This window comes from Providencia sp. Je.9.19, from assembly GCF_051129765.1.
Classification (GTDB): domain Bacteria; phylum Pseudomonadota; class Gammaproteobacteria; order Enterobacterales; family Enterobacteriaceae; genus Providencia.
Genome location: NZ_JBCPSS010000015.1, coordinates 1 through 15,851, shown reverse-complemented (window position 1 = coordinate 15,851; position 15,851 = coordinate 1). Strand labels below are relative to the sequence as shown.

14 protein-coding genes and 3 pseudogenes are annotated in these 15,851 nt (G+C 35.8%); 12 read left to right on the top strand and 5 right to left on the bottom strand.

The features are described from left to right. Positions 1–483: 483 nt before the first annotated feature. Both AAZR93_RS21360 and AAZR93_RS21355 read right to left on the bottom strand, forming a co-directional pair. Positions 484–579: pseudogene (locus tag AAZR93_RS21360) on the bottom strand (helix-turn-helix domain-containing protein); the annotation flags it as partial. A gap of 154 nt (positions 580–733) precedes the next feature. Then, positions 734–1,933 carry an IS91 family transposase gene (locus tag AAZR93_RS21355; RefSeq protein ID WP_434721015.1) on the bottom strand — a complete coding sequence of 400 codons (1,200 nt, stop codon included), beginning with the start codon at positions 1,931–1,933 and terminating at the stop codon, positions 734–736. Between the two features lie 88 nt (positions 1,934–2,021). Between AAZR93_RS21355 and AAZR93_RS21350 the strand changes: the two are divergent. Further along, positions 2,022–2,399, top strand: a pseudogene (locus AAZR93_RS21350) (DDE-type integrase/transposase/recombinase); the annotation flags it as partial. A 54-nt stretch (positions 2,400–2,453) separates the two neighbouring features. On the opposite strand, the gene AAZR93_RS21345 reads toward AAZR93_RS21350, so the two are convergent. Continuing rightward, positions 2,454–2,837, bottom strand: a complete 384-nt coding sequence (locus tag AAZR93_RS21345; protein ID WP_434721014.1) for a helix-turn-helix domain-containing protein — start codon at positions 2,835–2,837, stop codon at positions 2,454–2,456. Between the two features lie 1,193 nt (positions 2,838–4,030). Between AAZR93_RS21345 and fimA the strand changes: the two genes are divergently transcribed. The 8 genes from fimA (at position 4,031) to AAZR93_RS21305 (ending at position 11,223) form a co-directional block, all read left to right on the top strand. Further along, positions 4,031–4,591 carry a type 1 fimbrial major subunit FimA gene (gene fimA / locus AAZR93_RS21340; RefSeq protein ID WP_434721013.1) on the top strand — a complete coding sequence of 187 codons (561 nt, stop codon included), beginning with the start codon at positions 4,031–4,033 and terminating at the stop codon, positions 4,589–4,591. 69 nt (positions 4,592–4,660) lie between these two features. Then, complete coding sequence (locus tag AAZR93_RS21335; RefSeq protein WP_434721012.1) at positions 4,661–5,239, top strand: fimbrial protein; 579 nt, start codon at positions 4,661–4,663, stop codon at positions 5,237–5,239. 57 nt (positions 5,240–5,296) lie between these two features. Beyond that, complete coding sequence (locus AAZR93_RS21330; RefSeq protein ID WP_434721016.1) at positions 5,297–6,025, top strand: fimbria/pilus periplasmic chaperone; 729 nt, start codon at positions 5,297–5,299, stop codon at positions 6,023–6,025. A gap of 46 nt (positions 6,026–6,071) precedes the next feature. Continuing rightward, on the top strand, positions 6,072–8,705 hold the full coding sequence (locus AAZR93_RS21325) for a fimbrial biogenesis usher protein (protein WP_434721011.1): 2,634 nt from the start codon (positions 6,072–6,074) through the stop codon (positions 8,703–8,705). Between the two features lie 53 nt (positions 8,706–8,758). Further along, positions 8,759–9,808, top strand: coding sequence for a fimbrial protein (locus AAZR93_RS21320; protein WP_434721010.1), 1,050 nt, complete (start codon positions 8,759–8,761; stop codon positions 9,806–9,808). Between the two features lie 22 nt (positions 9,809–9,830). Then, positions 9,831–10,379 carry a fimbrial protein gene (locus tag AAZR93_RS21315; protein WP_434721009.1) on the top strand — a complete coding sequence of 183 codons (549 nt, stop codon included), beginning with the start codon at positions 9,831–9,833 and terminating at the stop codon, positions 10,377–10,379. A 295-nt stretch (positions 10,380–10,674) separates the two neighbouring features. Continuing rightward, the gene (locus AAZR93_RS21310; protein WP_434721008.1) at positions 10,675–10,947 is read left to right on the top strand and encodes a helix-turn-helix domain-containing protein; all 273 of its coding nucleotides are present in this window, start codon (positions 10,675–10,677) and stop codon (positions 10,945–10,947) included. 27 nt (positions 10,948–10,974) lie between these two features. After that, positions 10,975–11,223, top strand: coding sequence for a helix-turn-helix domain-containing protein (locus tag AAZR93_RS21305; protein WP_434721007.1), 249 nt, complete (start codon positions 10,975–10,977; stop codon positions 11,221–11,223). Between the two features lie 751 nt (positions 11,224–11,974). Here the strand turns inward: AAZR93_RS21305 and AAZR93_RS21300 are convergent. After that, positions 11,975–12,415: pseudogene (locus tag AAZR93_RS21300) on the bottom strand (transposase); the annotation flags it as partial. A gap of 64 nt (positions 12,416–12,479) precedes the next feature. Here AAZR93_RS21300 and AAZR93_RS21295 point away from each other — a divergent pair. Next, positions 12,480–13,175, top strand: coding sequence for an IS6 family transposase (locus tag AAZR93_RS21295; protein WP_434721006.1), 696 nt, complete (start codon positions 12,480–12,482; stop codon positions 13,173–13,175). Between the two features lie 123 nt (positions 13,176–13,298). Here the strand turns inward: AAZR93_RS21295 and AAZR93_RS21290 are convergent, their stop codons facing one another. Beyond that, positions 13,299–13,784: a DUF4822 domain-containing protein gene (locus AAZR93_RS21290; RefSeq protein ID WP_434721005.1), complete on the bottom strand. Its 486-nt coding sequence runs from the start codon at positions 13,782–13,784 to the stop codon at positions 13,299–13,301. 465 nt (positions 13,785–14,249) lie between these two features. On the opposite strand from AAZR93_RS21290, the gene AAZR93_RS21285 reads away from it, so the two are divergent. Then, entirely contained in the window at positions 14,250–14,567 is a 318-nt protein-coding gene (locus tag AAZR93_RS21285) for a helix-turn-helix domain-containing protein (protein ID WP_434721004.1), read from the top strand. A 428-nt stretch (positions 14,568–14,995) separates the two neighbouring features. Continuing rightward, complete coding sequence (locus AAZR93_RS21280; protein ID WP_434721003.1) at positions 14,996–15,532, top strand: fimbrial protein; 537 nt, start codon at positions 14,996–14,998, stop codon at positions 15,530–15,532. The last annotated feature ends 319 nt before the right edge of the window (positions 15,533–15,851 follow it).

Sequence of the window (15,851 nt, the reverse complement as noted above, 5' to 3'; positions counted from 1 at the left end):
CAGCATTGTAGATGAAACGATTAAATTTGATAATGACCGTATTCAGTCGGATTTATCGTTAACCCCCAATGGCGCGGCGTATTTATTAAAATCGGTGCTGACCAGTACCAATGCCAGTGCGGGAAATTACTCCGGTAGCACGGTAGTCGTGGTTACACCGCAGTGATAGACACGAAGCGCTTTGGTTGCTGAGCCTCGATTAAGGCAGTTAGATTAGGCGTAAAAATCGATTATATGAGAGATACTCACTGGTTAATTGCCTTTTTAGGTAATGGCATATCACGGACTAAATTTAAATAAAAACAATTGGCTCCCACACAGCTCACATTGGTAAGGGTCCACATTTGTAAATTATTTCATCAGCGAGGCAAAGCTCGGACGCTTACGAAGAAGAATTAGGGAGCGTTTGAAAAAATTATAAACGTCATGAAAAAATGTCAAAGGTAGCTAAACCTGTCGAACTAGTTACCTTTGCTCTCAGCATTAAATTTGCTGCAATTTAAAATTGACACCGCATGCATTAGCATAACGTCTTAATGTTTCATAGCTCATTTTTGTGGCATTTTTTTCCATTCTTGATGGTTAGGAAAATGGATGAATGGTTTAACGGATCTATAACGATATGTTTCGGTATTAGAGTCTGCGAAAGGGTCTCTCTCGTTTTTAACCTAACCACAATAACGTGTAATTATGCTATTTTTAGCCAAAAACTCAAATAATAGGCACACTGACCCTAAGCTGCGGTTTGTAGCCATCGTTTTTTGGCCATTTTATCCCGCCTTTCTAATAATAAAGTGGTCGCGTGTATGCCTTTCTCCGCGCTCATAAACCGCAGTCGGTTTCCACATAAAATGCATTGATACGGATCTGTGTTTAAAAATCCTTTAATCAGTGCCGCAAAGCCCGGTTTTTCAGGAATATTAGGATGTATGATGTCTAATGCGTCATACACCTTCGGTAACAAGCGCCCGCGTTTACGATTGGCTAAAAAACCATAATAGCGGATCATCTTAAAATGCCGCGCGGGGATATGACTGACATAACGCCGGATCATTTCTTCTTGGGATAAGGTCTGTCGTCGGTATTGTTGGGTGTGGTGATCATAATAATGATGCACTACGGTGCCACCGCTGTAGTGTTTCAACTGAGACGCCGAGATAGGAGGACGTTTTAGGTATCGCCCCAGATATTTCACATTATGCCAAGCGCCTCGGGTCTTTTTGGCAAAATGTACTTTCCAATAACGTTGAAACTGAGCATTGAGGTAACGACACCAGGTCGGGTAATCCCGAATATGCCCGAAGCCAGACAATTTATTGGGTTGTAACTGAAAATAGCTGTCTCGAAGGAGCCGAATAACGGCACTGCGCCAGACCTTTTCGACGTCTTTCTTTTTAAAGAAAATGGGTTTCCAGGTGTTATATTGGGAGAGTCCACCTCGGGTCACCGATAAATGAATGTGCGGATGTTGATTAAGTTGGCGACCGTAAGTATGTAAGGCACAGAAAATGCCAATTTCGAGCCCAAGACGCTTGGCATGTTTGAGCATAGCACGCGTGGCGCAGCGAAAAAGCTGATTAAGTAGGGACCAGTTGTTGTTAAAGAAAGGCCAAAGGAGGTGGGGCATCGTGAGAGTGATGTGTTGCCACTCGCAATCTGGCAAAATATGCCGTTGTTGGGCAATCCATTGTTCGGTGCCTTTGAGTCCACAGGCACTGCAGGCTTTGGATTTACAGGTTTGACAAAAAAAGCGTGAATGCGTGCATTCAGGGGAAGAGCAGCAATAGCGGCGAACGCCCATAGCACAAGAGCTACAAGCGAGCATCTTTTCAACACAGAGTAGCTGCCATTCATCGACAGGGTTATTATCAATGAAACGGTTCCATCCGTCATCGTATTGAAAGAGCAGTTTAGCGGGTCTGGGAATATACATAGAGCAGATTATAAAAGACGAGAAGGGCGTTACCTAGAAATAGAGCGGCTCTGCCGCGATGCTCACGCCACAGGCGTGCTTATGTTCTCGCAACACCAAAGCGGCTTATCGGTTTTTAAGAAAAATCTTTAATCGTGTCAAAAAATGGCAAATTCCGGGTGTCATTAATACGGATAAAGCCGCGCCTTATGCCCGCGCACTTAACCTCCTAAAACAAGAGGGGAAATGCCCATCTCACGTTGAGCACCGACAAATCAAATTCCACAATAATGTTATCGAGTGTGACCACGGTAAATTGAAGCGCGTTATAAATCCTGCTTTGGGATTTAAATCAATCAAAACGGCACATGCTACGCTTAAAGGAATTGAAGTGATGCGTGCGCTTCGCAAAGGTCAGGCTAAGCACTTTTATTATGACCAACCGTTAGGAGAAGTGCGCCTGGTGAATCGAGTCTTTGGTTTATAGCCGCCCCTAGGCGGACAAGCCCAACCCCACCACGTTATTTGCAACAGTGCCAGATTATTCGAGAGGTTTTCGTTGGATATAAGGAATCCAAAGGCCATCAGAAATCATCCATTTTCTGATAGTTTCAACAGAAATAGCTATATCATGCTTCTCTTTAAGTTTTTTTGTTGCGAGTGTTGGACCTAAATCACTGTAATTTTCGCGAAGTAATGTTAGCACTTTAAGCTTAACTGGCTCTGAAAAACTGTGGTTACTTTTTTTTCCACGCTGACCATGAATGAGTCCTGAAATCCCATGCTCTCGATATCGATTAACCAGTCTTTGTACCTGCCGTTCGGTTAAATTAAGCTGAAGGGCGCCATCGCGTCGTTTCAATCGTTTATCACAAATAGCCTGAACAATATCAGCCCTATTCATTTCTTTATGCGATATAGTCATTAATTTTCATATGTCCTTATTGCTATTACTTGCGTGTTTTATGTGTTTTTAAAATTTAAATTTATAAACTGCTCATATTTTATAATTTTTTAATAAAAAGTGACATTTTAGAATCGTTAAATTCAGCGCCTAAACTTAAAATATTTAACTATTCATTAAATAGCTAATGAATATGATCTTAAATCTAACAAGTGACATTTCCATATTATAATCCTGAGCTGAAAGTGACATTTTTATATTTGAAAATTAAATTAAAAGTGACATTTTTATATTTGATATAATATTCTAGTCTATTTCTATTGAGTGTAATTTATAATCCTGAGCTGAAAGTGACATTTTTATATTTGAAAATTAAATTAAAAGTGACATTTTTATATTTGATATAATATTCTAGTCTATTTCTATTGAGTGTAATAAAAAAAAATATGAAAACCACCATTAACCCAAGTAAATTCAAATTATCGAATTTTATATCTTTTTTAACTCAAAATAAGAGTTAACAAGGCTTATTGTCTAATTAAATTACATTCCAAGATATTAAATGAGCCTGTTATGTATTTTTTTAAAATTTAATTTTTTTGAAAAAATTGAAAGTGTAATAATTGTTTTTTTGATAGTTCAACCTAACTGCTTGTTTTTGCTTAAAAATAAAAATATGCCACACTTGCATTTTTATTATATATTTTTTATTTTTTCTTATATATTTCAATGCGTTAAGTTTATTTTTAATTGTTTTTAATTGTTTTTAATTGTTTATGGATTTTGTTTTTCAATTATTGATTTAATTATTTTACTTATATTTACAGGTGTTTTTTTTTTTGCTAATCTAAGTACTCTTAATTTGAGTTAATAATTTAAATAAAAAATCATCTTGAATTGTTTTTGATATTCCTAAACTGTTAATATTTGATTTTTTTAATGTGGTAGAATTTAAATCGATTAAGAATTATCTTATTAATTAGATTTTTAATATATTAAAAATAAATCCACATTAAATTTTAGTTATATTTCAATTTAAATTAAAATATTTGTTAATATGTTAATGAAATTGCGATTCTAATTTAATTAATGCTTGATTCTAAGTTAAATTATTTATCCGTATTTTTGTAAAGTTTTATAGGAAAGGGATAACATGGACGTTAATACATTTAATGCAGTTTATATATCATTCATCTATAGTCGGAGTATTCAGTATGTTTACTAAAAAAAATATAGTACAAGCAGCATTAGGGTTAGCATTAGTTTCTGTCGGTGTGACAGCATCTGCTGCTACAACAGTACCTGGCGGCACAGTACATTTTACAGGATCAATTGTTAACGCAGCTTGTGCTGTGAGTGCAGATTCTATAAGTACGCCAGTTAATATGGGTCAGTATCGTACTGCTGAATTTGCTTCGGTTGGAGCTCTTTCTGGTGCAGTGCCATTTACAATCAACTTAGAAGGTTGTGATACTACAGTATCTACAACTGCTGCTGTATCATTTAGTGGCAACCTTGATTCTATCGACAATACAATATTAGCAGTAACTAACATCAGTGGTGGTGCTACTGGTGCCGCTTCAGGTGTTGGTATTCAAATTGCGGACAATACAGGTAACATTTTAAAACCAGATGGGTCTGTATTTTCTGCACCAACAACATTAAATACTGGTTCAAACGTATTACATTTTAGTGCACGTTATAAATCAACTACTCTTGATGTGACCCCAGGTTCTGCTGATGCAGATGCTACTTTTGTGATGCAATATAATTAATTAAAATTACAATTTACAATTGTATATATAATGGCCCTATGGGGCCATTCCCCAGCCTTGGAGGTGGTTATGTGTATATGGAATATTTCCAAATTAATACTTCTTTTTAGCTGTGTTAGTTATCCATTTTACTCAAATGCCGCTACTACTAATAATAGATACCATACTATTATCAACGGCGGAGCTGTACATATTAAAGGGGCTCTTGTTGCACCCGCATGTACAGTTGCAACAGAAAGCCGTTCGCAAATTGTAGATATGGGGCAGATACGAAGTAATTTTTTCTCTGAAGTTGGTAGTGATGCGTTACCGGTTCCTTTTTTTATAAAACTTACAGATTGTTCTAGAGAAACAAGCCAACGTGTAATTGTTAGTTTTTTAGGACAAGTAGATAAAAGAAATCCTCATGTTCTTCAGATTAATTCACCAATAGAACAAATAAATACCGTTAATGCAAAAGGCGTTGGTATAGCCTTATTTAGTTCATCCAATGAATTAATATTACCTAATACTTTATTATCTGAAGCTCAAATGTTACATGACGGAGATAATCGATTAGAATTTATGGCTAAATATCGCGCTACATCAATCGAAATTAAGCCTGGTGTAGCTAGGGCTACTGCATGGTTTTCTTTAACCTACCTTTGAATATGATATTTAAAGTTGTGTAATAAAATATTTACGAACCTTAGAGGGTATTTCGTGTTGACACAATTATATTACTTATTTCCATATATTGGCCGATTATATCAATCTATATTAATTTTTATAATATGCTTAGGTTTCTCAATTGTATCATTTCCTGTAGAAGCAGGAGGGGTAGCCTTGGGTGCTACGCGAGTTATTTATCCTTTAGATAGCAAACAAACTTCATTAGCACTCACTAATAGTGATGAAAAAAATCGTTTTTTAATTCAATCATGGATTGAAAATGATAAAAATGAAAAAACAACAGACTTGATCATAACGCCACCATTATTTGTTAGTAATGCTAATAGTGAAAATACTTTACGTATAATTCGTAATGAAGGTAATTTACCGAAAGATAGAGAAAGTTTATATTGGCTAAATACTAAGGCAATTCCTTCGGTAGATCGTAACGATATTAAAGATAAAAATGTATTACAGATTGCCATATTATCCAGGATTAAAATTTTTATCCGACCAGCTAATTTACCAACATCATCAGGAGATGCTGCTGGAACATTAAGTTTTTCTCGAAAAGGAAAAGACTTAATAATTAATAATCCATCACCATATTATGTGACATTGATTAATCTTAAACTAGGGACTCAGCCTTTAAATAATATTATGGTAGCACCAATGTCTAAAACCCCGATAACTACAACATCAATGAATTCGAATTCAGTTTCATATCAAACAATTGATGATTATGGTGGAAGCTCCCCAATTAGCAGTATGAACATAAACTAATGCCATATAAGATCGGTAAACAAATAAAGTATGAAAGGAGTTATATATGCAGCAAAATAATAAGAAAAGAAAAAAGCTGATAATGCTGCACTATACGATAAATAAACCCTTACCATGCTTAATAGTCTTAAGTGGATTAATGTTTTCGTCGTTAAGCTTTGCAGATGAATATTTTAACCCTGCGCTATTATCTGGTAACCCTGATGCCGTTGCTGATTTATCTCGTTATGATAAGGGTGAAGGACAACCGGTTGGTATTTATTTAGTCGATATTTATCTAAATAAAAGGCATGTAGGAACACAAAATATAAGTTTTGATATTCAAAAAAAAGGGCAAGGTAAAAGTGGATTATCCCCTTGTTTGAGTCGTACTTGGCTAAGCAAAGAAGGTGTCAATGTTTTAGCTATTCCTTCATTAGCTTCGTATAGTGAAAATGAGTGTGTTGATATTGTAGCATTAATAAGTCAAGCTCAAACTGAGTTCGATTTCGAGCGTCAAACTTTGAATATATCCATCCCACAAGCGCTATTAAAAAATAATTACAGAGGTTATATTCAGCCTGAAATGTGGAATGAAGGCATAGTTACTGGAATATTGAATTATAGGTTTTCAGGCAGTAATCTGAAACGCTCTGACTCCGGTAATGATACTAATTATTTTCTTAATTTAACCAGTGGGCTTAATATAGGGGCGTGGAGATTACGTAATGAAGGATCATGGAATTATTACAAAACAAAAAATGAAACTAACCAAGATTGGAATAATATTCGAACATACGTACAAAGAGCTATCATTCCACTAAAAAGTAATTTAACTCTAGGAGATAGCTTTACTGATAGCGATATTTTTGATTCTATCGGGTTTCGGGGAATGCGATTAAATTCAGATGATGGAATGTTACCTGATAGTTTACGGGGCTTCGCACCTACTGTTCGTGGGATTGCAAATAGCAATGCTCAGGTCACTATTGAGCAAAATGGGTATGTAATCTATCAAACTTATGTACCACCTGGCGCTTTTGAAATTAAGGATCTATATCCTACTTCTAATAGCGGGGATTTAAAAGTTATAGTTAAAGAAGCTAACGGCAGTAGCAGTCAATTTACAGTACCTTATTCTGCTGTTCCCTTATTACAAAGAGAAAATAGGCTAAAATATGCAGTTACTGTTGGAGAATATCGGTCGGGGTCAGATAATCAAGAACAACCTAAATTTGCCCAAGCCACATTATTATTAGGTTTAAGATATGGATGGACAATTTATGAAGGAATTCAAATTGCTCAAAATCATCAGTCATTTTCTATTGGTGTTGGTAAGAATTTAGGTGTTTTTGGAGCATTTTCTGCAGATATAACACATGCAAATAGTAAATTGCCAGATGATAGTAGAGAAGCAGGTCAGTCTTTAAGATTTTTATATGCAAAATCTTTGAATGAAATGGGAACAAATTTTCAATTACTAGGATATCGTTATTCAACAGAAGGTTTTTATTCATTTGCAGAGACTACATATAAACAAATGAATGGGTATCAAATAAAAACACAAGATGGACTGGTTGATATTACTCCGGAACTCATAAATTATCATAATTTATATTACACAAAAAAAGGGCGCATACAAGCTAACATTAGCCAGCAATTAGGAGACTATGGCTCAGTTTATGTATTAGGAAGCTACCAATCATATTGGAATACTAATCAAAAAGATGAACTATTACAAATAGGCTACAATGGCAATTTTAATGACATTAATTTTAATGTTAATGCTTCTCTAAATAAAAGTTATGGTATAAACCAACGAGATAAACTAATAGCATTATCAATGTCTATTCCATTAGATAAATGGTTTTCTGCAGGCGGTGGTAAAGCTCGCGATATAACAAGTACTAATAACACTGCATATGCAACATATACTACTACATATGACCAAAGTAACAAAGCTAGTCAACAAGTAGGGGTCAGTGGGTCCTTGTTAGAAGGTAATAATCTGAATTATAGCGTACAGCAAGGATATATAAATCAGGGATATGGTAATTCCGGAAATGCCACTCTTGAATATAAAGGGGGATCTGGAAATGTAAATGCTGGATATAGTTATGCTAAAAATTGGCAACAGCTAAACTATGGGGTTAGTGGTGGTATTTTATTACATGAAAATGGACTGACGTTAAGCCAGCCATTGGGTGAAACTAATATTTTAATAAAAGCACCTGATGCAGCAAATGTGAGTGTTGAGAATATAACAGGTGTAAAAACTGACTGGCGTGGATATGCAGTAGTGCCATATGCGACACCATATAGAGAAAATAGAGTGGCATTAAATACTAACAGCTTAAGTGATGATACTGAAATAGTAGGTGCAGTTACTCAAGTTGTACCAACATCTGGAGCCGTGGTACGTGCAGAGTTTACAACACAAATTGGTAGCCGTGCATTATTAACTTTACTGCAATCAAATGGGAAAGCAATACCTTTTGGAGCAACAGTACAAGCTAATAAAAACGGGAATATGGGTATTGTTGGTGACAATGGACAAGTATTTTTATCAGGATTAGAACCTACAGGAAAATTACAAGTGAGTTGGGGTACTGAAGTGCATCAACAATGTTTTGTAACATATCAATTATTGCCGCAAGAATTTTCTGTCGGGTTATATTCTGCAAAGGCTAGATGTGAGTAAACAAAACAACATAAAGTATAAAATTTAAATAAAAGAGCCATAAGAGGTTTGAAATGTTTTCAATTAAACTAAGCTCATATATCTATAATGCTAATCTCTATAGAGGCGCTGGGGTAGTATTATTTTTTATGTTCTCACATATATCTTACGCTGCAAGTTGTAGCTCAACCCTTGGCGCCCCTTATATATATACATTTAATACAACATTTGGGCAGGCCCAAAATACAGTAGGTTATAATACAGGTCCTATAACTAGATCAGCACCAGGCAGCTGGTCAATTGGACCGCCATGTACTGCGAAAGAGACTACTTACTATAGTGCGGTGGCTGGACCAAGGTTACAAATAGCGACTAATGATGGTAATGACCAGTGGTATGATATCAGCGATCATGACTATTTACAGATTGCTAGTAAAATCGCGGTATGGAATGCAAATAGTGGTACTACCCGCCAATATTCAGTTCCTTTTAACAATATTTCGAATGACTGTAACTCAAGACCGGACGCCTGTGGTGGTAGTGCAACAACAGGATCAACTGTATCTATTTCATTAAAAATTAAAAAAAGATTCGTTGGGAATGCATATATATCGGGGTTAAAGATATTTACATTATATGGAAATAATACTTTTGGTGGGGGATTTGGACAAGGCTTATCTGAAGGAATACTTAATGCGACTTTATCGGTACCTCAATCTTGTGAGTTAAATACAGGTGATATAATAGTTATTAACCTAGGACCTATTTCCTCAGGTTCATTTACGACAGCAGGGACTCCTTCTCTAGGTTTTAGTCCAGTTACTCGCTCAATTGGTATTAAGTGCGACAATATTGATACTAGTGCAGCGCTTACTTTACGTTTAGAGGCTAGTAACGTATCAGGTAGCTTCCTTAAATCAAATAATCCTGATGTTGGATTTGCTGTTACAGATACTTTAGGTAATTTACTTGTACCTAATGTATTTTCTAGTAGGCTTAATTTTTTATTACAAGATGGCCAAGCAAATGTTGATTTTCAAGTTTATCCTGTTAGTACTACTGGGATACGACCACAAGAAGGTCCTGTAACCTCAGAAGCATTTCTACGAATAGATTTTCCTTAATTAATCGATGAGAAACTAATAGATGAAAATAAAATTATTTAATAGTATCATCATACCAATAAGTTATGGTATTTTAATGATTAATGCTTTTAATAATGCATCTAAAGCGGATATAGGAAGTATTAATTTAAGAATAAATGCAACTATTGTATCTAATACATGTACAGTTAATCTAAGTTCTAAAAATCAAACCATAGATTTGGGTGTATGGGCTTCACGTCAGTTTTTTTCTGGTATTAACCCAGTAACAACCCCAGTGCCTTTTACTATTTTATTAGAAAATTGTGGTCCAGCGGCACGCGAAGTAAAACTTTTTTTTGATGGAAATACAGATAGTCAAAATAATGAATTATTCGCTCTTAATTCTAATAGCACCGCTGAAAATGTAGGCATTGCTATTTTAGATAAAAATAATCAACGAATTACACCAAAGTCTTATAGTATTCCACATGTAATAACAAACGAAGTACAAATACCTTTACAATTTTATGCTCAGTATGTAGCTACGGGAAATTCAGTACAACCAGGTAGTGCTAATACTGAAGTTACATTTGAAATGACTTATGAATAAATTAATCATTCTAATTTATTGCCACTCAAAAAAAATAGAGTTATAAAGTTTAGTTATAGTTATTTACCTCAATATATAAATTGAGAATTATTATAAAAAATAAAGCTAACTAATGTTCTTGAAAGCAACATGTTAATTTCATAATTTCATTTATAGCTAAGGTAACTGTAAGTTATTTTAAATAAAGTTGTGATTTTTAATTTATTATTTTTCTTGATAAATAGATTGCAGTGAAGAAGATGACCGCCTAACAGTTGAATTATTAACAATCATTGAGTAAAATGGAGAGGGGACTATGTCTAATTTAAAACCTGAGGATATACTTGGACAAAATATAAGAGAATGTCGACGAAACAAAGGCTTTAGCGGATCTGATTTAGCTTCAATAATCTGCTGCTCTCAGCAACATATTTCACGAATAGAAAGTGGTAGTGTACGATTAAATGTAAGTCAAATTAAATATATTGCAGATTGTTTAGATACTAAGGTTGATAGCTTAATTTTTGGAATTGGGTTTCAATATGAAGGCTTAGATAATATAAATCTCGGAAAATTCTATTACTTTTAAGTAATCTATTAAATGTAAATATATATTATGAAAAAATTTGAGTTTGAAAATGAAGAATTAAATTATTTAATTGGTATGAAAATAAAAAAATTAAGAAAATTAAAAGGGTTAACAGGACAGCAGTTAAGTGAGGTTTTTAATATTAGTCAACAGCAAATTTCACGTTATGAAAGAGGAATAAATGGGGTTAATATAAATTTTTTATCAAAATTATCATTTTTTTTTAAAGTTCCAATCGATTTTTTTTTAAAAGAGGATGAAAGAAATCAAAGCTAGTTATATAGATTTATTGAAAATAAAAAGTTTACACCTGTTTTTATTATATAAATTAAATTATTTTATAGAATTACTGTGGGTAAAATAAAATCACTACAATGGATAATAAAGTTATTTATTGCATGGAGTTAACAATAGCTTGGTTTATGATGAATTTAGTAGTCAATGTAATAATAACTCTTGATAAAACAAGAGTTATTATTAATAAATTAGAATGGTATACTATTCTAATTATTGAGCGTAAAAATAAAATAAATCTATTTATAGTGAAATGATGGTTAGGAAGTAGCAATGGGAATGCAGTCAATAATTTATTTTTAATATATCCACCTATACTATACATGGCTCTTGGAGCTAAATATTATATTGGAATTTTTACTTTACCCGAAGTAAGTAAATTACCTAAAAACATTTAATCAGTTTATTATTTATTTACAACAAGCTTTTAATTTTTAATTAAAACACCTAATACATCTATAGTTATAGCAAAGAGCTCTTTAAAATAAGCACATATACTATATAACAGAATGGCTAATTATGGGTAAAATAAATCCACTATGGTTAAGATTAACCCATTGGACCAATGTCATCGCTTGATGGTTAGGAACCTCAATCAATAGAGTGACGTATTAATGACGGTGTTTTGATGCCTGTACTTCCATTCAATTAAAGTTATTTTATTTTTTCTTGCTCCTGAGATTATCGATAGGTTAAATTTTCATCTGAAAACCAAATTTTAAGTACACTGAGCCTAGGCTGCCGTTTGTAACCATCGCTTTTTCTCCATTCTATCGCGTCTTACTGATAGTAACTCAGTGGCATGAGCCCCTTTTTCCGCACTCATAAATCTCAACCGGTTGCCGCATAAAATGCATTGGTACGGATCGGTGTTTAAAAATCCTTTGGTCAGAGCGGCAAAGCCCGGTTTATCGGGTATCGAAGGGGCTATCATGTCCAACGCGTTATACACCTTCGGTAATAAGCTGCCGCGTTTGCGGTTGGCTAAAAAACCGTAATAGCGGATCATTTTAAAATGACGGGCAGGAATATGGCTAACATAACGGCGTATCATCTCTTCTTGGGATAAAATTTGTCGCCGATGTTGCTGGCTGTGGTGATCATAATAATGATGAACTACTGCACCACCGCTGTAATGTTTCAATTGAGAGGCAGAGATAGGCGGTCGTTTTAAGGGTTCTGTCGCATTAAGGCGTCTTCCGGTAACATGCTGTTTTTTTTTGTGATGTTGCCTGACCATGTCGCTGATACGAAACGCCTTCAAACGCCTACATTATCCCGTTGATGTTATTACCCAGTGTGTTCGCTGGTATCTGGCTTATGCCCTGAGCCTGCGCAATCTCGAAGAGATGATGGCCGAGCGCGGCATTCTTATTGACCATTCCACACTTCACCGCTGGATTATCCGCCTGGTGCCGTTGCTGTATAAGGCGTTTCGTCGGCATAAGCGCACTGTTGGACGTCGGTGGCGAATGGACGAAACGTACATAAAAATCAAAGGTCAGTGGAAATATTTGTACCGCGCGGTGGATACAACAGGCCAAACCATCGACTTCCTGCTGACCGCCAAACGGGATGCTGCCGCTGCATTGCGCTTCTTTCGCAAGGCCATTCGTCATCACGGCGAACCCGAGGTGGTTACTATTGATAAAAGCGGTGCCAACGCGTCCGCCCTGACGACACTCAATACCAACAAACCAGAAAAAGAAAGGATGCTCATCAGGCAGAGCAAATACCTGAACAACCTGGTTGAGCAAGATCACCGGAATATCAAACGGCTAATACGACCGATGCTGGGATTTAAATCATTCCGCCGGGCGCAGACGATACTGGCAGGTATTGAGTTAGTGCATATGATACGTAAAGGGCAACTTCAGCATCTCGCCGGAGCGGATTTATCACCGGCAGAACAATTCCATTGGTTGGCTGCTTGAAAAACAGGCAGCGCAACTTTTTCTGACTTACCTCCGCTAATGCGACAGAACCGTTTTAGTTGACAAAACCGGCCCGTTTATAGCGTTGTCACGGGGCACTTTTATGATTAGCCCAGTTGAAACTTATTGTTTGACTTTATGAATAATATCAATGTATTGCGTTTTATCCTCTGCTGATGGGTAAATACGATAAGTATACTCATCAGGCGTGACCGTAATATTGTCGACAACCCGAGTAAATAAAATGTCCCCCTTATCATTTTTAGCGGTCAGTGTTCGATACTTTCCATCATCACTAAATGACCAATCACCTTGCATTTTAGGCTCCCCTTCTACGGTCAGCATGTTAAAGGTTCCATCAGGGAAATACTCAGCTAACCCAAAAAAATTAGCCACTTGGTCATTTGTTGCAGGGATTTCTTGCTTATTTTGGTCTAAGGCTTGCGTGGTGATCCAAACCTTATCAATCACCATTTTCTCATATTCGTTATTCTTTTTTTGACTCATAACTTTTGTTTCTTCAGCTGATTTAGACATTTCAGCTTGAGCAGTAAAAGCAACTGTTGTGGAGAGTAATAAAATAGCCGTCGTAATTGTTTTTAATTTCATACGTCATTCCTCAGTTATATTTAAACGTCACTTCTTTATATGTGTTCTTTATATATGATTTATATCTCAAAAATAAGTTCATCTAAAATTCATTTTAAAATAAATACGCAATTATCTTTTCTTTTTAATAATACCAATATTAAATCTTTTCATCCGACATTCTTTATTTTTTATCGTTCAAAACCTATCTTGAAACAGATTCATTTACACTGTATTTACACTTAATTGGTGTAATTACGCTCATTTCAGGTAAAATAAACGGCCGCTTGATTGTTTGTTTAATAACTTACATTTCAATGGGTTGCCTATTCCCTTATTCATTATGATCGACAACAGCGATCAATGAATTGCAACTGATAGGTATTGCCTATTGTAATTTAACTTATTAAACGTTTAAAACGATTTTACTTAATACTCATATTTTAGTTAAATTTACGCATTGAAAGTTTAAAGTATGGAGGGGTCATGGAAAGACAATATGTTAATGACACAATTAATACTTTAGTGAGCCATTATTTTAAACGTAAACGTCATGAGTGTGGTTTGACTGGAAAACAAATGGGGGAACTCTTGTGTGTCAGTCAACAACAGATTTCCCGCTATGAACGCGGTGTAACAAGTATTCCACTCAGTGTTATGGTGTTTTTTTTAAATTCGTATGCCTTTAATTTAAATGACTTCTTTAATTATATATTGGAGGGCGTTAATGCCCATTACAATATAACTGCCGACAAGAATATTCAATATCTAAACACTGAACTGGCACTGTACACACGATTGTAATTATCTTTAAAACTAAACATAAGAACAAATATAAAACTAAACATAAAACTAAGACAGTTATTTACCGATGTGTTTAATACGCGGCTATCTCTGGTTTAATGGTTCTAGCGTCTGACCTGTATATTCAGGCCATTAAACTGTGTACGGAATAACACGTTTCATTGTTATGGTGCTGTCACGTGAAATGCGTTTATTGGGTTTTTACTGTTTTTAATTTATGTCTATTTGTTCTTATTTTTATTTTTATTTTTATTTTTATTTTTACGTTACACATAATTAAAAAAAGATTGGGTGTCATTATCTTATCTTTTGAAATTATCTTCATCATCAATCGCTATCGTATTGGTGTCGAAGTCACCCCCGAAAGGGAGATTATGACGGTTGTTATAATTTAAATGCGTTGTCTCTATTATTAAGGAATCTCATTCATGAAATTAAAAGCACTTGCAGTGGCTACAATCACCTCTTTAGGTCTTATTTCAACCGCCATGGCTGCTGATGAAGGTCACGGTAAAATCACATTTTACGGCGCTATCATTGATGCCCCTTGCTCAATCAAAGCCGGTGATGAAGAGCAGCTGATTAATTTGGGTCAAGTCTCTAACGTGGCATTGCAAGATGGCGGAAAATCGACCCCCGTTAATTTTGCCATCAACTTAGAAAACTGCCAGTTTGGTACCCCGGCCGCAAAAAATAAAGTCACGGTCACCTTCACTGGCGCGGCATCCGATGTTAACGCTGATTTACTCGGCATTACCGGCTCAGCCCAAGGGGCGGGTGTGGGCATGACGGCGCAAGGCGGCTCTGAGCTGATTGTGCTGGGTACCCCAACTGCCCCCCAAACTCTGGCTGATGGTAACCAAACGTTAAATTTTGCTGCGTTCATGCAAGGTGAAGCCGCGGGCACGCCGGTTGTTGAAGGGGCCTTCCAAGCCGTGACGGACTTTACATTAAGCTACAACTAAGCCAATGCGTCCTCTGGTGATTTAGGGGAATGAACAGGCATGTGAACTGGTTTTTGCATGCCTTTTTCTTAACCCCGTGGCGATTAACGGCGGTATAAGGAGTGCGTTATGCTCAGCAAGATATTTTCCCTTTCAGTGTTTCCTTGCATTTTTTCCTGCCTGGTTGCGCCCTTTGCGGTTGCCGCAAACGACGCAGGTCACGGGCGAGTCAACATGCAAGGAGCCATTATCGATACAGCCTGCGCCATTGCGGTAGAAAGCCGTGATCAAGTCATTGATATGGACGTTATTCCGTTTGCAGATGTGTTACGAGACGGGC